Consider the following 23140-nt stretch of genomic DNA (forward strand, 5'->3'; position numbering starts at 1 on the left):
GGGTCTCTACTCGGTTTTCTTGGTGAGGTTACCCATGCCCTGCAGCAGCTCCATGGGCAGCGGAAAGACGATGGTCGAGTTCTTGTCGCCAGCGATGTTGCTCAGCGTCTGCATGTAGCGCAGTTGCATGGCGCCGGGTTGGCGCCCGAGCATCTCGGCGGCCTGCATGAGTTTTTCCGAGGCCTGCAGCTCGCCCTCTGCATGAATGACCTTGGCGCGACGCTCGCGTTCCGCTTCTGCCTGCCGGGCGATGGCACGAATCATCGATTCATCCAGGTCGACATGCTTGATCTCGACATTGGCGACCTTGATGCCCCAGGCGTCGGTCTGTGCGTCAAGGACCTGCTGGATGTCATTGTTGAGCTGTTCACGCTCGGCCAGCATGTCGTCCAGATCATGTTTGCCAAGCACCGCGCGCAGCGTCGTCTGCGCCAGCTGGCTGGTCGCCGAGTGATAGTCCTCGACCTGGATGATCGCCTTCTCAGCATCCAGCACCCTGTAGTACACCACCGCGTTGACCTTGACCGAGACATTGTCACGCGAGATCACGTCCTGAGTCGGCACATCGAGCACCAGGGTGCGCAGGTCGACCCGTACCATCTGCTGGATGCCGGGAATGATCAGGATCAGCCCCGGCCCCTTGACCTTCCAGAAACGGCCCAGCTGAAACACCACGCCGCGCTCGTATTCGCGCAGGATGCGGAAGGTGGATGCCAGCAGCGCAATCACCAGCACTGCGACGGCGACAAAGCTCATTTCAAAACCCATGTTTCACCTCTTCTCGATTGAGGGCCCGTCGGCCGCGGTCACATCCAGTTGCAAGCCATGCCGTGCTACCACGCGAACCTGCTGGCCCACCTGCAGCGGCGCCGTTCCCCGCACTTTCCAGTGCTCGCCGTGCAGCTGCACCCAGCCATTGCCGGGACTATCGGCCTCGACACCGGTGACTCGGGTAAGCGTCCCGATCAGCTCGCCATCACCGGTGACCACGGGCTGTCGCCGGGCTTTGAGCGCCATGCTGACGATGGCAAAGACCAGCAGCGCGCTGATGACGCCAAGGGTGCCGATCAGGGCCAATGGAATGCCGAAGCCTGGCACCTCCGTGTCGATCAGGATCACTGAACCGGTGACAAAGGCGGCAACGCCGCCAAGGCCTAGCACGCCGAAGCTGGGCACGAAGGCTTCGGCGACCATGAACGCAAGGCCCAGGAGAATCAGGGCGACCCCGGCATAGTTGATTGGCAGCAATTGCAATGAAAACAACGCCAGCAGCAGACAGATCCCGCCAATGACGCCGCCGGCGCCGGTGCCTGGGTTGGAGAACTCGAAGACCAGTCCGTAGATGCCGATCATCATCAGGATCAGCGCAACGCTGGGGTTGGTAATCACGGCCAGCAGGCGGACTCGCCAGTCCGGGTCATGGCGCTCGACAGTGGCGCCAGCTGTCCTCAATGTCTGCGGGCCGGTGGTGGTCTGGATGGTTTGCCCGTCGAGCTGGTTCAGCAGGTCATCAAGGTCGTCAGCCAGGTAGTCGACTACGTTCAGCTCCAAGGCCTCGGTTGCCGACAGACTGACAGCCTCACGCACGGCCCGCTCGGCCCATTCGGCATTTCGCTCGCGCAGTTGCGCCAGGCCGCGAATATAAGCGGCTGCATCGTTCACCTGCTTGCGGCTCATGGCGTCTCCGCTCTTTTCGTTTTCTTTATCGGCCTCCGGTGAAGGCGCCGGTGGTCCGCCGCCGCTGCCACCGATCTGCACCGGGGTTGCGGCGCCGAGGTTGGTGCCGGGGGTCATCGCGGCGACGTGGCTGGCGTAGAGCAGGTAAGTGCCGGCGCTGGCCGCCCGCGAACCGCTGGGCGTGACGTACGTGGCGATCGGCAGAGCGCTGGCGAGGATCTCCTTGATCATCGCGCGCATCGAGATATCTAGCCCGCCAGGCGTGTCCAGCTCCAGCACCAGCAGCTGCGCATCGGTCTCCTGCGCCCGCTGGATGCCGCGGATGACGTAATCGGCGCTGGCCGGGCCGATAACACCGTCGACCCTCAGCACCATCACCGGCCCGGCCGCCTGTGCGGCACTGGCGAAGGCCAGCATCAGGCCAAGCAGCCAGGCGAATCGGTTTACCAGACGACGATGCATCAGCTGTAACCTCCCGGTCGGCGGCAGGCCGATGATTGATGAGGCGGTTCTCTGAGGATAGTCCAGTCGGCCGCAGGTTCCTCTTCGCTGTGCGGTACCTTGATCCAGGTCATCGGCAAGGGGCAGCGCCCCTGGTGGCCGGGTGATCAACGAGTCTCACATCTCGTGCGAGGCCGAACAAAAAGGGGGGCGATCAACGTCGCAGCGTGCCGTTGCGTGATGCTCCGCTCCGCCGAAGTTTTGAGTGCATTCATCATCTCAAACGCGGTGGATGTGGCTCGCTGGCGGCACGCTGTTTGACTGCCATGAGCATTGCCCCTTCTCGCCCCATGTGGCAGCGTGAAACGGACGCAGCGTGAGTGCTGAATAAAAGTGGCGAGGCGCTGATCAGCAGCAGCCACGTTAGCCAAGGCGTTGGAGCGCCTGCGGGGAGGTGGAATGGGACAGCAAGACGATGACCGCGTTGGCGGCGCGGTGCGGACAGCGATGGGTTACGTCAGGTGGATCGGTTTCGTAGCCTGTTCGCTCGCGGCGTTGGGCTACGCGGCGATCGGAAACTACAACATGACCGGGCTGATGCTGGCGTTGGCCGTGCTGTCATGGATCAACATCCGACGTAAGCGCAACAGGCCTGAACCGCCTGCTCGTCTTTAAGCAATAAAAAACCGGAATGTTGGGTGTCATGTTCGACTATTCGCTTATGGCGACGGGCTTGGATTATCGGCGATAGTCGGCTGGCCTCGCGCTGTTGCTTGGCGTTGCACGTGGCTCACAAGGCATACGGCATCGACGCATTCAGCTGACTGCATTCCAAGGCCAGCCGCGTTCTCTCCTTCTTGCGCCCTTCGGGTGCCCCAGGCGACTCAAACGGTCGCTACCGGATTTTGAAATCGCTGCCTTTGCGGCTGCGGTTGCTCCATCGAAACGTCCCGACGCGCTATCTGTAGGCGCGCCGATTGCTGCAGTCAAAGGAACCCCTTTCCGGCTAACCGGTCGATTCACAGTAGACCGATTGGCTAAACCAGACTTAAGGGGAACCACAATGGACCTGATCCGCATCATCATCGCGATATTGCTGCCGCCGCTGGGGGTGTTCCTGCAGGTAGGCCTGGGGGGCGCCTTCTGGCTTAACATTCTGCTGACCTTGTTGGGCTATATCCCGGGAATCATTCATGCGGTCTGGATCATTGCCCGTCGCTAAGGGTTGACCCGCGAGCAATCGGGCCCGGCCATTCGGCCGGGCTTTTTTGTGCTTGCAAGCGAGGCGGTGTAAAGTCCCCGATCGACTGCGTGGCTTGTGGCATCTCACGCGAATCACCAAGAACTTGTCGGGATCGGAGACGTTCGCCTCGCGCGGATGCATCTGCCGGCGTGGCCGTGGGCCACTGTCATGGGCACAGTGGCCTGGAAGGAACCAGATGGGCGACTCTTTCATCGATCAGAATCACTTCAAGCGAATCCTCAACCGCAACGTGGCGGTGCCTCTGGGTTTCGGTTTCCTCAGCGCGTTTTTCTTCAGTGCCATTGTTTACTTCCTGCTCAACGTCGGCCACTGGGTCGAGCGCTCGGTGGTGGGCGTCGGCTATGCCCACGACATGCTCAAGGTGATGGGGGATCTGGAGGCCTCGATGCGTGGCTACCTTATTGCGGGGGAAGAGGTGTTTCTCGAACCCTACCGTAATGAGCTGCCAGTGTACGAAAGCCTGTTCGAACAGATGACCACGTTCGCCGCCGACGATCCGGTACAGCTGAATAGAGTCGAGCGCATCGGCCGGCTGCATGAGCAATGGATCGCTTTCGCCGGGGAGGCGATCGAGCGCAGGGATCAGAACCAGCCTGTCATCGACTATGTCCGCAGCCACAGAGGGCTTGAGCTGAAGGAAGAACAGCGTCGTCTGCTCAATGAGTTCATCGCCCACGAACGGCAGGTCCGAGCCGAACGTACCGACACGACCGAAGCGATCACCACCGCGCTGATTGGCGGTTTTCTGCTGTTCAGCCTGATCTTCAGCGGCCTGCTGGTCTATTTCGGGCGGCGTGATCTGATCAGTTTGTCGGACAGCTACTCGGAGTCGCTCGAACAGCAACAGGCGCACGCCGCCGCTCTGGAAAAGCAGGCCTGGTATCGCACAGGCCAGACCCAGCTCAGTGAATCAATGATTGGCGAACAGGCCTTGCCGACCTTGGGTCAGAACGTGCTTGGCTTCCTCGCGCGCTACCTGGGCATGAGTGTTGGCGCGCTCTACGTCACGCAGGATGGCAAGCTGCAGCGCGTCGCGGAGTTCGGCTGGGACCGGGAACGTCTGCAATCCGGTCGCTCGTTGGAGCTTGGCGAGGGGCTGGTGGGCCAGGTGGCCCTGGAGCGCCGCGTTATGCGGCTCGACAATGTGCCGCAGGGTTACCTGAACGTCAGCTCGGCGCTGGGCAGCGCTGACGCAGCGTCGGTGCTGATCTTTCCTGTCGAGGACAGCGGCATGGTCAACGCCGTGCTTGAGATCGGTTTCTTGCGGCCCTTGCTTGATGAAGACCGTGAGTTGCTGCAGCGGGTCAGCGAGAACATCGGCTCGGCCATCGAAGCCGCGCGCTACCGTCAGCGTCTGCAGCGCATGCTGGCTGAAACCCAGCAGCTCAACGAGGAGCTGCAGGTGCAACAGGAAGAGCTGCGCGCAGCCAACGAGGAGCTCGAAGAGCAGTCCAACGCCCTGCGTGAGTCGCAGGCGCACATGGAAGAGCAGCAGGCCGAGCTGGAGCAGACCAACGAGCAGCTCGCCGAACAGACCCAGGCGCTGGCACTGCAGCGCGACGAAATGGACCTGAAAAACCATCGCCTGCATGAGGTGCAGCTGATGCTCGAAGAGCGCGCTGATGAATTGCAGCGCGCCAGTCGCTATAAATCGGAATTCCTCGCCAACATGTCCCACGAGCTGCGCACGCCGTTGAACAGCTCGCTGATCCTGTCGAAATTGCTGGCCGACAATCCGCACGGCAATCTGCAGGAAGACCAGGTGCAGTTCGCGCGCTCGATCTATTCGGCGGGCAATGACCTGCTCAATCTGATCAACGACATTCTGGATATCTCCAAGGTCGAAGCCGGCAAGCTGGATGTCCATCCCGAGCTGTTGATCCTCACGCGACTGGTTGATGGCCTGAAGAGCCTGTTTCTCGCCCAGGCGCTGGAAAAGACTTTGCAGTTCGACGTTCAACTCGACGAAAGCGTGCCGTCCAGCCTCTTCACCGACCGCCAACGGCTGGAGCAGATTCTCAAGAACCTGCTGTCCAATGCCTTCAAGTTCACAGAAAAGGGCTCGGTAGAACTTCGGGTCACGCGCCGTGACGACCAGCAGATCGCCTTTGCCGTGCGTGATTCGGGAATTGGTATTCCCGCCGATCAGCAGGATGTGATCTTCGAAGCCTTCCGTCAGGCCGATGGCACCACCAACCGCCGTTATGGCGGCACCGGGCTGGGCTTGTCCATCTCCCGCGAACTGGCCCAGCTGCTCGGCGGCACCATCGAGGTCAGTAGCGAGCCGGGGGCCGGCAGCGTGTTCACCTTGATCGTTCCGGAGAACTACAGTGCCCCGGTGGCCGAGCAGGAGCCCGAGCCTTTACCTGCACCGATCAATATCCAGGCAGCGCTTGCACCCGTGGCGACGCCTATTGCTGCAACGCCGCGACCGGTGCTGGAGCAAGCCCAAGGCGTGGCGTCCCTGACGGACGATCGCGAGCGCTTCCCGTTCGAGCGCTCGGTGCTGGTAATCGAGGACGAGCCGCAGTTTGCCAGCATTCTTCGCGACCTGGCCCACGAACTGAAATACAGCTGCCTGATCGCGCAGAACGCCGACCACGGCTTCGACACCGCGGTGCAGTACCGACCCGATGCGATCCTGCTGGACATGCGGTTGCCAGACCATTCCGGGCTTACCGTGCTTGAACGGCTCAAGGAAAACCCCATGACGCGGCACATCCCGGTGCACATCGTGTCGGTGGAGGATCGCAAGGAAGCCGCGATGCAGATGGGCGCCATCGGCTACGCGACCAAACCGACGACCCGCGAAGACCTCAAGGCCGTGTTCGGCCGCTTCGAGGAGAAGTTGGCGCAAAAGGTCAAACGTATCCTGCTGGTCGAAGACGACGCCCGTCAGCGCGAAAGCGTCTCGCGGCTGATCGAGGACACCGATATCGAGATCACCGCGGTGGAGTTTGGTCAGCAAGCCCTCGAGCTGCTGCGTACCACGGTGTTCGACTGCATGATCATCGACCTCAAACTGCCGGATATGGATGGCCATGAACTGCTCGAACGCATGGCGCGCGAGGACATCTGCTCCTTCCCGCCGGTGATCGTCTATACCGGACGTAACCTCACTCGTGATGAAGAAGCGGCGCTGATGAAATACTCGCGCTCGATCATCATCAAGGGCGCGCGTTCGCCGGAGCGATTGCTCGATGAGGTCACGCTGTTCCTGCACAAGGTGGAGTCGGACATGCCGCCGGAGCGCCAGAAGATGCTGAAAAGCGTACGCAGCCGGGAAAAGGCCTTCGAGGGCCGCAAGATTCTGGTGGTCGACGACGACGTGCGTAATGTCTTCGCCCTGACCAGCGCCTTGGAGCAGAAAGGCGCGCTGATCGAGATCGCGCGCAACGGCCATGAGGCCATTGCCCAGTTGCAGAACGTTGGCGATATCGATTTGGTGCTGATGGACATCATGATGCCGGAGATGGATGGCTTCACCGCCATGCAGGAGATCCGCAAGGACCCACGCTTCGCCAAGCTTCCAATCATTGCGGTGACTGCAAAGGCGATGAAGGATGATCAGGATCGCTGCCTGCGGTCGGGCGCCAACGATTACCTGGCCAAGCCCATCGACCTGGACCGTCTGTTCTCGCTGATTCGCGTCTGGCTGCCAAAGGTGGAGCTGCTCTGACATGCCGGACCGCAACCAGGCCATCGAGCTGAAGCTGCTGATCGAAGCGATCTACCTGCGCTACAGCTACGATTTCCGCGACTATTCCAGTGCTTCGCTCAAACGCCGCGTGCTGCTGGCGCTGAAGCAGATGCGCTGCGAGAGCATTTCGGAGCTGCAGCGCCGGATTCTCTACGACTCGCAGGCGTTCATGGAGCTGCTGCAGTTCCTTACCATCCCAGTGAGCGAGATGTTCCGTGACCCCAGCTACTATCTGGCGCTGCGTGAGCAGGTGATCCCGGTATTGCGCACTTACCCGTCACTGAAGATCTGGATTGCCGGTTGCAGTACGGGCGAAGAGGTCTACTCGATGGCGATCCTGCTCAAGGAAGAAGGGCTGCTCGAACGCACAATCCTGTACGCAACCGACATCAACCCAAGGTCGCTGGAGCGTGCGCGTCAGGGCATCTTCAACATCGATAACATGCGCCAGTACACCGATAACTACCAATGTGCCGGTGGCAAGCACAGCTTGAGCGATTACTATACGGCCGCCTACGACTCGGCAATCATGGATAAGTCCTTGAAAGAGAACGTAACGTTCGCCGATCACAGCTTGGCAACCGACAGCGTATTCGCCGAAACGCAGTTGATTTCCTGCCGCAACGTGCTGATCTATTTCAACAAGCCGCTGCAAGACCGGGCCTTTGGCCTGTTTCTCGATTCGCTCTGCCACCGGGGCTTCCTCGGCCTCGGTAGCAAGGAAACCCTCGAGTTTTCCGGCTATGCCGGGCGGTTCGAAGCCTTCAACAAGCAGGAAAGGATTTTCCGCAAGCTATGAAAGCGCCTGCCGAAACCTCAACCAAGCTGCCCGCCCGGCCTGTGGATGCCGTGGTGATCGGCGCGTCGGCTGGCGGGTTGTCCGCGCTCAGTGCGCTGGTGTCGGGGTTGCCGCGTACGTTTCGCTTGCCGCTGCTGATGGTTCAGCATGTGCCCCCGAAAGGGCCAACCCAGCTGGTGGAGATCTTCCAGCGCAAGACCGATCTGGCCGTGAAGGAAGCGCGCGACAAGGAGCCGGTGCATGGCGGCACGCTCTACTTCGCAGCGCCGGGCTATCACCTGCTGGTTGAGGCGGACATGACGCTGTCGCTCAGCCAGGATGAGGCGATGCATTTTTCAAGACCTTCGATCGACGTGCTCTTCGAGTCTGCGGCAGATGTCTGGGGCGACCGCGTTGCCGGCATCCTCCTGACCGGCGCCAACGAGGACGGCGCCGCCGGGCTTGAGGCGATCAAGCAGGCCGGCGGCCTCACCATCGTTCAGGAGCCCGGCGAAGCCGAGGTGCCGACGATGCCACTTGCTGCACTCCAGCGCTTCGCGCCGGATTACATTTTGCCTTTACGCGATATTCATCGATTGTTGCGTGATCTGGAGTGACTGATGCCCAACCAAACCGATGAAGCGAACCTGCTGATCGTCGATGATTTGCCGGAAAATCTGCTGGCGCTGGAGGCCCTGCTACAGGGCCCGGGCATCCGGGTGCATCAGGCCGAGTCGGCAGAACAGGCGCTTGAACTGCTGCTCCGCCACGAGTTCGCACTGGCCATTCTCGATGTCCAGATGCCCGGTATGGATGGTTTCCAGCTGGCCGAGCTGATGCGCGGTACCGAGCGCACCAAGCAGATCCCCATCGTCTTTGTCAGCGCCGCTGGGCGCGAGCTTGACTATGCGTTCAAGGGCTACGAAAGCGGTGCCGTCGACTTCATGCAGAAGCCGCTGGACACCCATGCGGTGCGCAGCAAGGTCAGTGTGTTCGTCGACCTTTATCGCAACCGCAAGCGACTGGCGCGTCAGCTTGAAGAGCTGGAGCGCAGCCGCCGCGAACAAGAAGTGCTGCTCGACGAGCTGCGCAGCACCAAGGCCGAACTGGAGAATGCGGTGCGCATGCGCGACGACTTCATGTCGATCGTCTCCCATGAGCTGAAGACGCCGCTCAATACGCTCATTCTGGAAGTGCAGCTGCGTAAGTTACAGCTCGGTCGCGAGAGCGCCGCGGTGTTCAGCGAGGACAAGCTTCGGCAGATGGTCGACAAGGATGAGCGCCAGGTTCAGAGCCTGATCCGCCTGATCGACGACATGCTCGATGTGTCGCGTATCCGCACCGGCAAGCTGTCGATTCGGCCGACGCAGGTGGATTTGGGAAAGCTCGTAGCCAGCGTGGTGGAAAATTTCGCCCCGCAAATGGAAGTGAGCGGCTGCACACTGCTGTTCCAGCGCCCCGAACCGATCATCGGTTGCTGGGACGAGTTTCGTATCGAACAGGTGCTGGCCAATTTGCTCACCAATGCCATGCGTTACGGTGCGGGTAATCCGGTTCAGGTGAGTGTCGGCGCGAGCGAGTATGGTGCCTGTATCGAAGTGCGCGACCAGGGCATCGGTATCAGCCCGAAGAGCCTGGAGCGCATCTTCTGCCAGTTCGAGCGCGCCGAAGGCAGCGAATGCAGTGCTGGCCTCGGTCTTGGGTTGTTCATCGCAGAACAGATCGTCAAAGCGCACAAAGGCCAGATTCAAGTCGAGAGCGAAGAGGGCAAGGGTGCGTTGTTCAGGGTTCTGCTGCCATTGAATGCCAACGCCTGAGGCGCATGGGTGCGCATCAGGTCCAGGTCAGCTGAGGCCATCCCCGGGTTTCGGCTTGTTCGCGCAATAGCGGGTCGGGGTTCACCACATGCGGATGCGCCACTTGCTCGAGCAGCGGCAGGTCATTGATCGAGTCGGAGTAGAAGTGCGCGCCCTCCAGCGATTCGCCCGCCGCCTCTGCCCACTCACGTAACCGCGTCACCTTGCCTTCACGGTAGGTCAGCACACCACGGGTGTTGCCGCTGTAGAAGCCGTGTTGTTCCTCCAGCTGAATGGCCAGCACTTCTCTGATCCCGAGGCGTTCGGCAACGGCCCCGACGAGGAACTCCGCCGAAGCGGAAATCACCAGAATGCGGTCGCCGGCCTTGCGATGCTCGGCGATGCAGCGCATGGCGTCGTTATAGATCAGCGGCTCGATCACATCCTCGACGAAGGGTTCGACGACATGGTCCACCTCTTCAGCCGTGCGGCCTACCAGGGGTGTCAGGCTGAAGGCCATGTAGTCTTCCATCGCCAGCGTGCCGAAGGCGTATTCAGCCATCAGCTCGGCATCCTTGCGCAGGAAGGATTCTCCATCCACCCAGCCGATCTTGGCCATTTCATGGGCCCAGAGGCTGGCGCAGTCGCCGTCTATCAGTGTTTCGTCCAGGTCGAAAATTGCCAGGGCCATCAAGCCACCTCGTGAATTGCCGAAGCGTCGATGGTAAGGCCAACCTGGCAGCCGCGGGGAAAGAGATCGGCGGCGGAGCGATTCAGTACATCGACCAGCAGTTCAACTCCGCGTGCTTCTACGCGGTAGCGAATCACGTTGCCAAGCAAGCTGTGGCTTTTGATCACGGCGGCAATGTTGCTGCCGCCGTCGGCCGAGTTGCTCAGCGCGATGGCTTCCGGACGGATCGCCACCTGCCCATCAACCGGGCGTTGCAGCAATCGCGAGGCGATGTCCGGGGCGAGCAGGTTGTAGTTGCCGATAAAGCCGGCGGCGAAGGCATCCACTGGTGCGGTGTAGAGGGTTTCGGCATCGGCGCTCTGGACGATGCGGCCGGCGTTCATCAGCAGGATGCGATCCGACAAGGTCAGGGCTTCCTCCTGATCATGGGTGACGAAAATGGTCGTCAGTCCCAACTCCTGCTGAATCGCGCGGATCTGCTCACGCAGATGCTTGCGGATGCGTGCATCCAGCGCTGACAAGGGCTCGTCTAGTAGCAACAGGCGAGGGCGGGTCACCAGCGAACGCGCCAGGGCCACGCGCTGGCACTGGCCGCCGGAAAGCTGGCTCGGGTAACGACGGGCGAAATCACTCAGCTCGACCATCGCCAGCACCTCGCTCACCCGCCGTGTGCTCTCGTCTCGGGCGATGCTCTGCATGCGCAGGCCGAAGGCGACGTTCTGCTCCACGGTCATGTTGGGAAACAGCGCATAACTCTGGAACACCATGCCGATCTGCCGCTTCTGTGGTGCAAGCGGCACGAGATCCTCGCCATCGAGCAAAAGCTGCCCGCCATCCACCTCGGTCAGTCCGGCGATGCAGCGCAGAAGCGTGGATTTACCGCAGCCAGACGGGCCGAGCAGGGTGATCAGCTCACCCTTGGCGACTTCGCAATTGATGTCGCTGAAGACTTGGGTATCGCCAAATGATTTATGCAGGCCGCGAATGGAAAGGTAGCTCATGAGGGTTCCTGTCTCGAATTGCCGCTGCGGTGGCATGGATCAATTTGAAAGAGCTGGGCCATACGGGGCACGCTCGACGAACTCAGCTACATTCCTGTGTAGGGTGGGCTTCAGTCCACCGTCTATCTCGAGAGCTAACGCCCACCTCTCGGAACTAAAACCCACCCTTGTATCTCGACTACCACGCTATGTTGGGGTGATAGTTCCCGACTGATCATCGGGGGAAGGCCAGGAAGCCGTATCCACCCTTAGGCTTTGAGCCTGCGACGTAGATAGCGCTGCGGCCTTCCGGAAAACAAATCGTCTGTGCAGCGATGCGCAAGCTGCTGCACATCGCCTATGGGGTACTTAAATCGGGCCAGCGTTTCGACCCTCAACTGGCCCTTGCTCGGTAATGGGGAAGACGGTATCTACGAAACTGCTCGCGCCGTCATGCTGTGCGCTCACGATTCAGCCGAGTCGCCGCCCAGGTAAACACCAGCACAAAGAAGAAATAGGAAATCACCAGCGCGCTGTTGAAGTGGCCGCTGCTGTTTTTCATGTTGTTCAGGTACACCTGCAGGGTTTCAAAGCGCGTGCCCACCAGCAGGTTGGCAAAGACGAATTCGCCGAACAGAAAGGAGAAAGACAGAAACAGCGACACCATCAGCCCCTTGCGCAAGTTGGGCAGCACCACCAGAAAGGCTGCCTTCCAGGTGCTGGCGCCGAGCAGGTGAGCGGCATCCATCAGGTCGCGCAGGTTGATCGCCTGCAGGTTGTTGCTGATCGCGCGATACATGAACGGCAGGGCGATGGTGAAGTAGGCCCCGATCAGGATCCACGGCGTACCGACCATCGCCAGCGGTCCCGAGCCATACAGCTGTAAAAGCCCGACCGAGGACACCACCGGCGGCACCGCGAAGGGCAGCAGGATCAGGATGTTCATCAGGCCGTCGAGCTTCGGGAAGTGGTAATGCACCACGAACAGCAGCGGCAGGATCAGCACCACCGCCAGCGCCAGGGCGCCGAAGCAGACCAGCAAGGACTGGCCGAAGGCACGAAGAAAGCGCTCTTCACTCCACAGCTGCAGATACCAATTGAAGGTCAGCCCGTCCGGCAGGATCGTGGCCGACCAGCTGCTGGATATCGAGTAGAGAAAAGTCGCCGCCAATGGCAGCAGCAAGATCAGGAACAGCAGCCACACCACAACGTGGTGGTAGAGTTGGCCGCGCCTGGCTTCAACGGCTCGCATGGTAGCTCCGCTTCAGCAGCAGCTGGTGCGCCACGGTAATCACCGCCATCAGCCCGACCAGCACCATCGCCAGCGCACTGGCCATGTTCGGGTCCAGCGAAATGTCCCCGGAGATCATCGCCGCGATGCGGATCGGCAAGACGTTGAAGTTGCCTGTTGTGAGGTAGTAGACGGTGGCGTAGGCGCCGAGTGCGTTGGCCAGCAGGATGACGAAGGTGCCGAGCAGTGCGGGCGTCAGCACCGGCAGGCCTATATAACGCCAGTAGCTCCAAGTTCCCGCGCCCAGCAAGGAAGCGGACTCGCGCCAGTCTTCGCGCAGCGCATCGAACGCGGGGTAGAGCAGCAACACGCCCAGCGGAATCTGGAAATAGGTGTAAAGCACGATCAGGCCGGTCTTCGAGTAGAGGTTGAAGTCCTCAATGATCCCGGCCTGCTTGAGCAGGATGGTCAGCGCCCCGTTGAAGCCGAGCAGGATGACAAAGGCGAATGCCAACGGTACGCCCGCGAAGTTGCTGGTCATGTTGGAGAACGCCATGACGAAGTCACGCAGCCTGGAATTAACCTGACGCAGCGAGTAACTGCCGAGGATTGCAATGACGATGCCGAACAGGCTCGACCAGAAGGCGATCTGCAGGCTGTGCTTGATGGCTTGCAGGTAGAACTTCGAGCCGAAGATCTTATGAAAGTTGGCCAGGCCCCAGCCTTCGGGCGTGTTCAGGCTGTTGACCGTCACCCACAGCAGCGGGGCGATCTGAAAGGCAAAAAAGAACAGGGCGAAAGGCAGCAGGCAGAGCAGCGCCAGGTGTTTGCCACGTGTTGGCCTGCGGCTGACGGCGGTCGGAGCCGCATGGTCGCGTATGGCCGCGGTCTTGACGTTGTTCTGGAGCGGCGCGGTCATATCAGCAGCTCCTGGCACAGCGGTTTGTCGTGGGCTACGCCGAGCAGCTCACACAGCGTGCCGCACAGCTCGGTCTGTTTCGGGGAGGCGGCCGGGTCGAGGCTGAACGCCGAGCCGAAAACGAACAACGGCACTTCACGCTCTTCCGGCAACAAGCCGTTATGGGAACGATCGTTGTTCATGCCGTGGTCGGCGGTGACCAGCACCTGATAGCCGTCATCCAGCCAAGGCTGCAGATACTCCGCCAGCAGGATGTCGGCGCGCCGCGCCGCGTTGCGGTATTGAGACGAATCCAGGCCGTGCTTGTGGCCGGCATCGTCGATATTCATTGGGTGCACTAGCAGGAAGTCAGGCTTATGCCGCAGTCGCAGGCTTTCCGCGTCGGCAAACAGATGTGAGTCCGGGTAATGGTCTTCGTAGTAGAAATGCCCGTGCTGGATCGGCAGCTCCGGGGTCTCGCTGTGACGGTCGCGTGCCGCGTGAAACGGCGCGCGGTTATAGAGCTCGCTGACCCAGTGATAGGCCGCGGCCGCCGTGCTTTTCCCGGCATCTTGCGCGTAGTGGAAGATGCTGCGCTCGGTGGACAGCCGTACCACATCGTTGTGAACGATGCCGCTTTCGATGGGCGGCACGCCGGTGAGGATGCACTCATACAGCGGTCGGGACAGCGCGGGCAGCTCGCACTGCAGCCGATACAAGGCGCCGCGACCGGCCATGCAATACGCCTGAAGGTGCCCCAGCGCGTGCTCGGCTACCGAATAGCTCAGGCCGTCGAGGATCACGAGGATGGCTTTGCGCATGAGGCGTTCCTGTTGAAGGCAGTCAGTAGATGGGGAGGGTGTGCGTCAGCCCACCCTCCCCGTCGATGCCTCACTCCATCTCGATGATCACGTTTTCCTGCCACTGCTGCGGCAGCGCCTTGGAGGTCGCTTCCCAGGCTTCGGCATTCTCGATGGGCTTGACCTTGGCGTACTGCTCGTTCGACAGCAGTTTGGCCTGCACATCGGCCGGAAGGGTCAGGTGCTCGGCACGAATTGGCCGCGCGTTGCCCTTGGCCAGGTTGATCTGACCGGCGTCGGACAGGATGTACTCACGTGCCAGCTTGGCGGCATTGGGGTGCTTGGCCCACTTGTTGATGATGGTCGAATAGCCGGAGATCACTGATCCATCGGAGGGAATCAGCACTTCGAAGCGGCTCGGATCGATCTGGTCGCGGTAGGACAGGCCGTTGAAATCCCAGACCACACCGACTTCCACTTCGCCACGCTCCAGCGTCTGGATCGTCGGGTTCGACAACGACAGGCGGCCCTGCTTAGCGATTTCGGCGAAGTAATCCAGACCCGGCTGGATATTCGTTTCGTCACCACCGTTGGCGATGGCGGCCGCCAGTACTCCGTTTACGGCCTGAGCGGCGGCGCTGACGTCACCGATGGCGACCTTGTACTTGCCATCCTTCAGCTCGGCCCAGGAGGTCGGCGCCTTGTCGACCAGTTGCTTGTTGACGATAAAGGCAATCGAGCCGGTGTAGGCCAGCATCCAGTGACCGTCCTTGTCCTTGGCCCACTCAGGGATCTGCTCCCAGGTGCTTGGCTTGTAGGCCTGGGTGACGCCCTGCTGTACGGCAATCGGCCCGAACGCGGCGCCAACGTCGCCAATGTCGGCCGTGGCGTTGTCTTTCTCGGCGGCGAACTTGGCGATCTCCTGCGCCGAGCTCATGTCGGTGTCCATGTGCTTGAGGCCGTATTTCTTCTCCAGATCCTGCCAGGTGTCCTTCCAGTTGGCCCAGCTGTCCGGCATGCCGACGCTGTTGACCTCACCTTCCGCACGCGCCGCCTCTTCGAGGCCTTTCAGGTCCGTTTGTGCAGCGTTTGCCGATGTCGCCAAGGCAATCGCCGATCCCAGCAGTGATGCCAGCAGCAGTCGTTTCATCAGAAGCTCCTTTCGCAGGTCAGTTTGGTCTAGATCAGCAAGACTGGAGCCAATCTAGGGGGTGCAAATGACATTTTGATGTCGTTGCCTCCGCCGCCGCCCGTTAGAGCGACACCGCGACAGGAGTGCCGTAGCAAGCCTAGCTCAGGCTGAGCGCCTTGCTTTGCGCGGTTTCATCTGATTTCACCGATACGCTTGATCGGGCCAGAGCAGACGCAAATGGGCTGCTTTACGCACTGATGTCATGCGCCGGTCATTTAGCTTGCCTAGCCTGAAAGTCGGCTTCAGCCAACAAATGATGGGAGCAATCGCTCCGCTTTGGCACTGGTCTGGACCAGCTTGGGGGGTAAGTGATGCGTGATGAAGCACCGCGAGCGGTTACGGCAATCTGCCGGTCCTTGCAGGAGCAGATCGCCCACGGGTTGCTCCAGCCCAGTGGCCAGCTACCGTCTGAGCGCAAGCTCAGCGAGCTGTTCGATACCACGCGTATCACGCTGCGCGAGGCGCTGGGCCAGCTGGAATCACAGGGGCTGATCTACCGCGAGGATCGTCGAGGCTGGTTCGTCTCACCGCCTCGGATTGCCTACAACCCGCTCGTGCGGAGCCACTTTCACGCCATGGTTCAAGAGCAGGGCCGGACCCCAGCGACGGAGGTCCTGTCGGCCCGGTTGGTGCCCGCTGCGGCAGACATGTGCGCGCGACTGGGATTGCCGGCGTTATCCGGCGTCGTCCAGATCCGCCGTGCCCGGCGTATCGATGGCCGCCTAGTGCTCTACGTCGAACACTACCTGAACCCCAGTTATTTCCCAGGCATCCTCGACTTCGACCTGACCCGCTCCCTGACCGAGCTATATGCCAGCGAATACGACATCCACTACGGCCGCGTCCGCTTCGATATGGTCCCCACTGCCCTCCATCCCGAAGCCGCGACAACCCTACGCACCGCCCCCGGCAGCCCAGCCCTGCGCATCACCCGCCTCAACCGCGACCAGCAGGATCGGTTGATTGATTGCGACGTGGAGTATTGGCGGCACGATGCGATTCATGTGTGCGTGGAGGTGCCGGAGTGAAGGCGGCCGCTCATGAATTAGCGCGGCAGGTATATTTGTGCCCTGGCTGGGAGGTGACTCATTGCGGCAGAGGGCCGGCTATACATCTAGCCCCCGTTCACGCTCCAGATCGATCAACCGCGTGGTTGGACCATCGGGTTGCAGGCGCTCGCTCACAATCTGTGGCCAGCGGTTGCGTGAGCGGCTTTTGGCGATTGTGTAGGTGTACTCGTGTAGCCAGTTTATGGGGTAATGCAGCACCTCCCAGACCAGCATGAAGGCATCGGTCCACTCCAGGTAGTTCTTCCCGCCATTGGCGGCTTTCTTCTTGGCTATCTTGGCCAGCGTCAGTGAGTGCCAGTCAGTACCTTTGATATTGCTGGCCTTGAGCATTTCCTTGATATAGGCATCCGAATCGCTGCGTTGGCCGTTTTCATCAAACCAGGGGCCGTTATCCATATAGGCACGCAGCCACTCCCAGAAGCCTTCTTGCATCTGCAGCGTCTTGCCCATGGGCAGCCCGAGACTGACGAGCAGCGCTTTATCCGGCTCCCCCAATCGGCGCACAAGAACTTCCAGTGAAGCGTTACGCATACCGCCGGTATGGGGGCCGACCATCACGTACTCGCCGGCCAGCGCTTGAATATTGTCCCATGGGCTGTGGTAGAGCTCACCGTTGTGGTCGAAATATACCTCGCGGGTACGGCGGTTGAAGAGGATCGGCAGGGGAAGTGGGCGACGGGTTTCCCAGAGAAAGGGGACGATGAACAAGATGACAGCCAATGTCAGTCCAATCCAAACGCCATCTATTCTCCCAGTCAGGATCAGAATGGCACTCATGAGGATTGTCGCTGCTCCGCCAACGCCGCCCAATACGCCAGTAAGCATTCCCCTATCAGTATCGCCTCCTGTCTTAAGGGCCAAATAGTGCTCGGTATGTTCGTCGGTAACGAACATTTCCCAGGGCTTTTCCCCCGTGGACTGGTCTGCGCGCAACAGTATGCTGGGCGCTTGCCCGAAGCGGGCGCGAGCTCGCTGGATCAGGTCGCTTACAGCCATGCGAGCTCCTTGATCTCGATAGGTGGCAGGGTCAGGCCTTCGATGGGCGAATAGCTCAGTTCGCCATGAATGGCATCGAGTTCGTTGCCGTTTTTTTCATGGTAAACGCGGCGGTAGACAGCAACGCCAGGTTCGGTTCTGACTCGGGTTCCGCCGTGATGATCGAAATCTCTACCCGTCCATTCCACCGCCTTGCGGGTTCCGCCGAAGCCAAGAAAGGTGCCCCAGGTTTCGTGCCCCTTGAAGTGGATCATCTCGTCGGTCAGGGTATCCCTGCCCGGTAGGCGCAGCAGTACATAGGTGCTGGTCTGCATGCCGTGATAGGGATTCAGCTCGTTGAAACGGTAAGCCTGGAAGCTGATGGGGAAGACGATTTTATAAAGCTCGGTCATCGATTGTTCGTAACTATCAGCCCAGTCGGCAGGGCGGATACCAAAGCGGGTGCGCTTGACCCAAGTTTCCAGTGGCGTGTCTTGAGTATATTGCCGGGCGATCACTCCACCGACAATCAGCAGGGTCCAGCCCAATGCGCGGGTGGCTAGGTGCGGGACGACGCTAACCCCTCGTCCTATGGCTGCAGCCTCTCCGGCGATTACCGCCGCACGGGCGGCGCGTATCGACCGAAAACTCTGCACGTACAAACGCAGGTTGGCGGCGGAGGCCAGGGAAAGCCCGGCATTAATACTCGCGGTATCGATATCGCCGGCTTGGTAGGACTCCAACGCCTCAATACTGAAGACCATTACATCAAAGCCTGAGGTGACAGATTGCAATAAAGCGGTGCTTGCGCCGATGTTCAAGGCTTTGGCCAGAGCGGCTTGAGACGAAAGAGACTGGGTGCCTGCAATCTTGGTGGTGGCTTCCCAGTCTACTTCGGCAACTTTTTGTGCTATCGCGGATGTAGCAGAAGCAACACCAAAAGCCCCTCCCGTAAAACTCAGCCAGCTTTTACCGGACTGCTTTTCGGTTAGCTGTGCCCCGCCCCAAACAAAATTCATCCCCGCGACTAGGGCGACCAAACACTTGACCGGAGCCTTTTCCAACCCGCTCTTGCTAAGGTCGAGCATTCCCTTGAGATTGACGTCGGCTGCCAAGTGCCCGGTCAATGCGGGCAGGTCTTTGGCCGGCAGCAGCCGGAAGAACGGCAAGGCATCACTGACCGCAACGCTTAATTGTGTGGGCCTGAGCTCGGCGGGCAGTTGGGGTCGTGTGCCCATCAGGTCGCTCATCCACTCCCCGACTTGGCGCTGACTGACGGCCTCGATAGCCAGGCGCTGCTGACTGCGCGCCAGCGCGGCGGCCAAATATAGGCGTCCGGCAGCCTTGGTGCCATCATTGGCTTGTTGCAGGCCTACACCAGCAATTGGGGCAAGGGCGGCGAACAGCGCCTCCCGTGCCGATCCCTGAATATGCCGAGTCAGTTGTTCGGCCGCCTGGTTAAGTCGTTCCGCCACCTTGCGAGCTTCAGTCAGAGCGCTAGCGCCATTGTCTCTGGCGCCATCGGCGAGCCCGACAATGGTGTTGATCTCGCCAATACCCAGGCGCTTACCCAGTCCCAATAGTGACCAGACCAGCCAGGGTTTACCTGCTTGTTGCTGAAGCATTAGGGCGTTAGAGATGGCTTGAGCACCGGGGCCGGTTGTCGCTGGACCAAGACACGCCGCGGCGAAGTGCAGCTCAAGCTCTGTTCGTGGACCCGGCTGGGTAATGTCGAAATGGCCACAAGCGGTATCTAGGCTCGCGGGACCACGTTGTGCCAGAGTGCTGAACCAGGCTGACCAGAGCTCACTGAGACGACGTACATCGGCACTGTATGCATCCTCTTCCTGAGTTTGCTCCTGCCAGGCGGTTTGCAATTTGCCGTAACTGGTCATGTTTCGTAGCTGCCCGCCAATTTGCGAATCGCTATCGGCCAGAGACTTGAGTACACCGGCCATGGCCCAATCTTCGCCACGGACTTCCCGGGTGACGTTGAAGGCTTGTTGGCGGGCGCGGAGTAATTCAGCCAGATCTAGCAGTACGCCCCATGGGTCGTCGATTAAGGCATAGGACTGCTGTTCGCACCGTTGCATATCCTCCAGCAGTTGTGGCCAGGCTGGACGATGAGCAGTGGATGGTTCGCAGCTCCAGCCATACCAGTTGGCGTCCATGTAGTCGCCGATACGCTCATGGACGTTACGTGCCTGGCCACTGAAGGGCCCCGCTCCTGGAATGATGGTACGCATCACTCGTTGGCGTACCTCTGTTTCGCTTTTGGCTGCCGCGAACGACGTATCGGACCATTGTCGTGGCGACCAAGACAACATAGCTGGTGTCCCGGCCGGGAGGAGTAGATAAGGCAAACTACGTCCGTCAATGACCTTCCCGCCACGGGCTGTCTGGGAAAAGGTTGCTTGGCTGACTCGGTACTCGACTAATTGCTGCAGGGTGTTTTGCCAAACGTATAACCAGCCATCACGCAAAAGGCGAGCGGTGTAGTTAAGAGGGCGGCCTTGCAAGGGCTCGAAGGAATCACCAATAGCGGGAAAGTTGCCCTGCATGATGGGCAGATTGTAGGCTGCGGTATCAACTGCTTGCGTTGGCCCGAGTGCGTAGCGCAACGGCAGTACGGCGCTAAGAAGGGGGCAGCCTGCTACCGTCAGGCTGGATGGGCCTGGCATTTGAGCAGTCATAGAAGAGCCTCCTGTGCCGTGTCGTTCTGCTCCGCGAGCGCTTCGAGCAGTCGCCAGTCGAGAGTCATTTGCGCTGCGAGGCCACACTCGGCTGGCGCGCCATCATTTTCTGGGTGTTCGTTTTGCCACGCACAGAAAGTTTTGCCTTCGTGATGAAGCCATACGCGTGAGATTCGATGCCAGAACCCTTCTGGCCATTGCACTCCGCGCTGCCATGCCTGAAAGAGTGGTCGGGCGTCACCCAAGCGCAGCCAAAACTCACCATGTTCGGGCGTGAAAACGCGGAGGCGTCGCCGCAGGATGCGCTGCATGTCGTCCATTGATGCAGTGCTTTCCAGCCAAAGCCCATCCTTGATTTCGGCTCCGTGACGCCAGGCTTCATAGGCCATGCTGCCGACTGAAGCATCAAGCAGGATAGGCCCCCCGTCGGCGATGGCTTCATAGGCCGTACCCAGGAGTAGCGGTGTTGGTTGATGGCTAGGAAAGTGCTGATACAGCCATGCCGTTGCGTGCTTGTATCGTGCACCATCCAACAGAATGAAGCCGTTCCCATCGGGCATTACGGAGCTCATGCCCTATCTCCCTTTGATGTCTTGGCGGCGTCGCATACTTCACAGATCCCCGCGCGGGTACTGCGAAACAACATGTTTTGCTTCACCAGAGCTTCCAATGACATCCCTGGCACATCCGCATCTGCCGGCTTGACTTGTCCCGGCAGCACCGGCGCCGCGCCTGTGCCTTTCCCCGGACTTCCGCCCGAGTTCATCCTGATCAAAGGCCCGACCATCGTAATGCCGCTGGCATCGAGTTTGATGAAGCTGCCACCAGCCTTGAAGGTCAGTTCGCTGCCTGCTTCGAGCACGACCTTCAGGCCGCTGGAGAGGTGGATCTCGTTGCCGGCTTCGATGAAGTGTCCACTGCCGATCTTCACGTGTTGGTTGCCGACAGCAGTAAGGTGGTCGTTGCTGCGGACTTCGGTTTTGCGATCTGCGTGGGTGGTGCGGTGTTCCTCGGCCTTGAACTCGCTGTAGCTGTTGGCCTCGACGGTGTCATGGCGCTCGTGGCCGATGCGGATTTTCTGGTCGTGTTCGATGTTCTCGTCCCAATCGCGCTGGGCATGGAGGTAGATCTGTTCGGCGCCCTTGCGGTCTTCGATGCGCAGTTCGTTGTAGCCGTCACCGCCGGGCGAGCTCAGCGTCTTGAACACGCTGCGAGTCTTGTTGGCCGGCAGGTCGTAGGGGACCTGATGTTCCTTGTGATACAGGCAGCCAGTGATCAATGGCTGGTCGGGATCGCCTTCGAGGAAGGTGACCAGCACTTCCATGCCGACGCGGGGGATGGCAATGCCGCCGTAGCGGTCGCCGGCCCAGCCGGACGAGACGCGCAGCCAGCAGCTGGTTTGTTCATTGGCTTGGCCTTCACGATCCCAGAAGAACTGCACCTTCACTCGGCCGTATTTGTCGCAATGGATCTCTTCGCCAGCCGGGCCGGTCACTACCGCGCTTTGGCTGCCCAGAATGCGGGGTTTGGGGTGATTGAGTGCGGGCCGGAAGGGGACAACCCAGGGCGTGGCGGTGAAGTGGTTGCGGTAGCCCTGGGTGAAGCTGCTGGCTCCGAATCCTTGGGCGATACCCTCCAGCTCCTCATCTCTAAGCCCGGCGCTCCAACGCTCTTCCCTAAAGGAAGAGAGGGTTGGTGCGTGCGGGAGCGATGCCTCGGTGACTGACTCTTCGAGGACTTGCGGTTGTTTGCCTTCATGGTGGATAGCGGTAAGCAGCCACAGCTGGTTCCAGTCGGCGCGGGGATGATCGGCTAGGGGCAGAAACTGTCCGGAGGCCAGCAGTGGTTGGTCGCTCACGCCCTCGGCCAGCTCGAAATCGTGGCGGTGCCGCTCCAGAGTACGCCGGGACAGATGTTTGCCTCGCTCGCGATCGACGAAGCGGCCTGGATAGTCATAGTCCTCAAGGTCCGGCTGAGTGCTGCTGCTAACCTCCGATTCCATCGTCAGACGAGGTTTCTCGAAGTCGTAATCGCGCCGGGTAACGCGGCTGGTGCGGGTCTCGACGCGCACGCCGAAGCGCTTGATGACCGGCTTATCGGCGACCATACCGCTGTCCTGCTGATAGGCAACGGAGGCAAGCGTCGGGAACACCGTCTGGTCATCACCAAATACCAGCAGGTGGCCGGTTTCGCTGTGCTGAAAGTGGTAGTGAATGCCTTCTTCTTCGCAGAGGCGCTGGATGAAGCGCAGATCCGTTTCATCGTACTGAACGCAGTAGTCCCGCTTGGGATAGAGCACCGGTCCAAGGTCGAAACGATGGCGATCGCCAGCAAGGATGCCGTGCTCATCAAGCACCTTCGCAATGATCTGCGGTACCGAGAGTTGCTGGAAGATACGTTGGTTAGTACGGTGTGACAGATAGGTGAGCTGTGGACGCAAGGTGACGCGATAGCGCGTCAGACGTTTGCCTGAATTGCCTTGCGCTGCACTGTAGATCAGGCCATGGATACCCTTGCCGCCAAGCGACAGGGTTAGAAAGGCGCGCTGATGCAGCAGGCTTTCCAGGTCGAGATCGGGGCGTTCGCTGACCAGTTCGAGATCGAAAGCGAAGGGCTGTGAGATGGCCTCTCGCCCTTTGAATTCGAGTACCTGCAGGTCATGTTGGACGCCTTCAACAATTAGGCTGAAATGCGTTTCGTTGGCCGGATTGAACATTCCCTGTTCCTTTGTAACCAGTCCATGGCAGCGATCCGATAGCGGTTCGCAAGGCGGCAATGCCTGTGTTTCAGGCGTGCCGTAACGCGGATTGGAGCAGCACCCAGTTCCGCAAAAATCTGGCAGCTATTTTCGCCCTTTTGGGAAATTGGTCGTGTGAAGCACTGCGTTGTTTACTGCATCTGTCGGCTGAAAACGCATCGGCCAGGTAAGCCTGGCCGATGTGAGGTAACAGTGG

The 23140-nt window shown here is 60.3% G+C and carries 19 protein-coding genes; 7 read left to right on the forward strand and 12 right to left on the reverse strand.

What is annotated here, in order from left to right; genetic code table 11:
- Positions 1-6: 6 nt before the first annotated feature.
- Complete coding sequence (locus ALTERO38_RS01100) at positions 7-768, reverse strand: slipin family protein (RefSeq protein ID WP_159966953.1); 762 nt, start codon at positions 766-768, stop codon at positions 7-9.
- A gap of 3 nt (positions 769-771) precedes the next feature.
- A complete protein-coding gene (locus ALTERO38_RS01105; RefSeq protein WP_159966954.1) occupies positions 772-2139 on the reverse strand; it encodes a nodulation protein NfeD in 1368 nt (455 codons plus the stop codon).
- 438 nt (positions 2140-2577) lie between these two features.
- Here ALTERO38_RS01105 and ALTERO38_RS01110 point away from each other — a divergent pair, with 438 nt between their 5' ends.
- The 6 genes from ALTERO38_RS01110 (at position 2578) to ALTERO38_RS01135 (ending at position 9677) form a co-directional block, all read left to right on the forward strand.
- Positions 2578-2793: a hypothetical protein gene (locus tag ALTERO38_RS01110; protein ID WP_102836743.1), complete on the forward strand. Its 216-nt coding sequence runs from the start codon at positions 2578-2580 to the stop codon at positions 2791-2793.
- A 388-nt stretch (positions 2794-3181) separates the two neighbouring features.
- The gene (locus ALTERO38_RS01115) at positions 3182-3340 is read left to right on the forward strand and encodes a YqaE/Pmp3 family membrane protein (protein WP_045423855.1); all 159 of its coding nucleotides are present in this window, start codon (positions 3182-3184) and stop codon (positions 3338-3340) included.
- Positions 3341-3557: 217 nt separating this feature from the next.
- The gene (locus ALTERO38_RS01120) at positions 3558-7061 is read left to right on the forward strand and encodes a response regulator (RefSeq protein WP_159966955.1); all 3504 of its coding nucleotides are present in this window, start codon (positions 3558-3560) and stop codon (positions 7059-7061) included.
- Between the two features lies 1 nt (position 7062).
- A complete protein-coding gene (locus tag ALTERO38_RS01125; RefSeq protein ID WP_148925402.1) occupies positions 7063-7881 on the forward strand; it encodes a protein-glutamate O-methyltransferase CheR in 819 nt (272 codons plus the stop codon).
- Positions 7878-8477 carry a chemotaxis protein CheB gene (locus ALTERO38_RS01130; RefSeq protein ID WP_159966956.1) on the forward strand — a complete coding sequence of 200 codons (600 nt, stop codon included), beginning with the start codon at positions 7878-7880 and terminating at the stop codon, positions 8475-8477. Before ALTERO38_RS01125 ends, ALTERO38_RS01130 begins: the two co-directional genes overlap by 4 nt.
- Before the next feature lie 3 nt (positions 8478-8480).
- On the forward strand, positions 8481-9677 hold the full coding sequence (locus tag ALTERO38_RS01135; protein ID WP_159966957.1) for a hybrid sensor histidine kinase/response regulator: 1197 nt from the start codon (positions 8481-8483) through the stop codon (positions 9675-9677).
- 16 nt (positions 9678-9693) lie between these two features.
- On the opposite strand, the gene ALTERO38_RS01140 is transcribed toward ALTERO38_RS01135, so the two are convergent.
- From ALTERO38_RS01140 to ALTERO38_RS01165, 6 genes are all read right to left on the reverse strand, one after another.
- Positions 9694-10347: an HAD family phosphatase gene (locus ALTERO38_RS01140; protein ID WP_021206430.1), complete on the reverse strand. Its 654-nt coding sequence runs from the start codon at positions 10345-10347 to the stop codon at positions 9694-9696.
- A complete protein-coding gene (locus tag ALTERO38_RS01145; protein ID WP_159966958.1) occupies positions 10347-11348 on the reverse strand; it encodes an ABC transporter ATP-binding protein in 1002 nt (333 codons plus the stop codon). Before ALTERO38_RS01145 ends, ALTERO38_RS01140 begins: the two co-directional genes overlap by 1 nt.
- A 430-nt stretch (positions 11349-11778) precedes the next feature.
- Positions 11779-12579, reverse strand: a complete 801-nt coding sequence (locus ALTERO38_RS01150) for an ABC transporter permease (protein WP_159966959.1) — start codon at positions 12577-12579, stop codon at positions 11779-11781.
- Entirely contained in the window at positions 12566-13477 is a 912-nt protein-coding gene (locus tag ALTERO38_RS01155) for an ABC transporter permease subunit (protein ID WP_256663743.1), read from the reverse strand. The genes ALTERO38_RS01150 and ALTERO38_RS01155 overlap by 14 nt, the downstream gene beginning before the upstream one ends.
- Positions 13474-14277 (reverse strand): alkaline phosphatase family protein, encoded by an 804-nt coding sequence (locus tag ALTERO38_RS01160; protein ID WP_159966960.1) that lies wholly within the window; start codon positions 14275-14277, stop codon positions 13474-13476. The genes ALTERO38_RS01155 and ALTERO38_RS01160 overlap by 4 nt, the downstream gene beginning before the upstream one ends.
- 70 nt (positions 14278-14347) lie before the next feature.
- Positions 14348-15406, reverse strand: coding sequence for an ABC transporter substrate-binding protein (locus ALTERO38_RS01165; RefSeq protein ID WP_159966961.1), 1059 nt, complete (start codon positions 15404-15406; stop codon positions 14348-14350).
- A 353-nt stretch (positions 15407-15759) separates the two neighbouring features.
- Here ALTERO38_RS01165 and ALTERO38_RS01170 point away from each other — a divergent pair, with 353 nt between their 5' ends.
- A complete protein-coding gene (locus ALTERO38_RS01170) occupies positions 15760-16476 on the forward strand; it encodes a UTRA domain-containing protein (RefSeq protein WP_159966962.1) in 717 nt (238 codons plus the stop codon).
- Between the two features lie 78 nt (positions 16477-16554).
- On the opposite strand, the gene ALTERO38_RS01175 is transcribed toward ALTERO38_RS01170, so the two are convergent.
- From ALTERO38_RS01175 to tssI, 4 genes are read right to left on the reverse strand one after another with little or no spacing between them, the layout of a single operon-like run.
- A complete protein-coding gene (locus ALTERO38_RS01175; protein ID WP_159966963.1) occupies positions 16555-17514 on the reverse strand; it encodes a hypothetical protein in 960 nt (319 codons plus the stop codon).
- Positions 17505-20186 carry a toxin VasX gene (locus ALTERO38_RS01180; RefSeq protein ID WP_159966964.1) on the reverse strand — a complete coding sequence of 894 codons (2682 nt, stop codon included), beginning with the start codon at positions 20184-20186 and terminating at the stop codon, positions 17505-17507. Before ALTERO38_RS01180 ends, ALTERO38_RS01175 begins: the two co-directional genes overlap by 10 nt.
- Positions 20183-20758, reverse strand: a complete 576-nt coding sequence (locus ALTERO38_RS01185; protein ID WP_256663744.1) for a DUF4123 domain-containing protein — start codon at positions 20756-20758, stop codon at positions 20183-20185. The genes ALTERO38_RS01180 and ALTERO38_RS01185 overlap by 4 nt, the downstream gene beginning before the upstream one ends.
- The gene (gene tssI / locus ALTERO38_RS01190; protein ID WP_159966965.1) at positions 20755-22902 is read right to left on the reverse strand and encodes a type VI secretion system tip protein TssI/VgrG; all 2148 of its coding nucleotides are present in this window, start codon (positions 22900-22902) and stop codon (positions 20755-20757) included. Before tssI ends, ALTERO38_RS01185 begins: the two co-directional genes overlap by 4 nt.
- Between the last annotated feature and the right edge of the window lie 238 nt (positions 22903-23140).

This window comes from Pseudomonas sp. 9Ag, from assembly GCF_902506445.1.
In the GTDB taxonomy this organism is placed as follows: Bacteria; Pseudomonadota; Gammaproteobacteria; order Pseudomonadales; family Pseudomonadaceae; genus Stutzerimonas; species Stutzerimonas stutzeri_AB.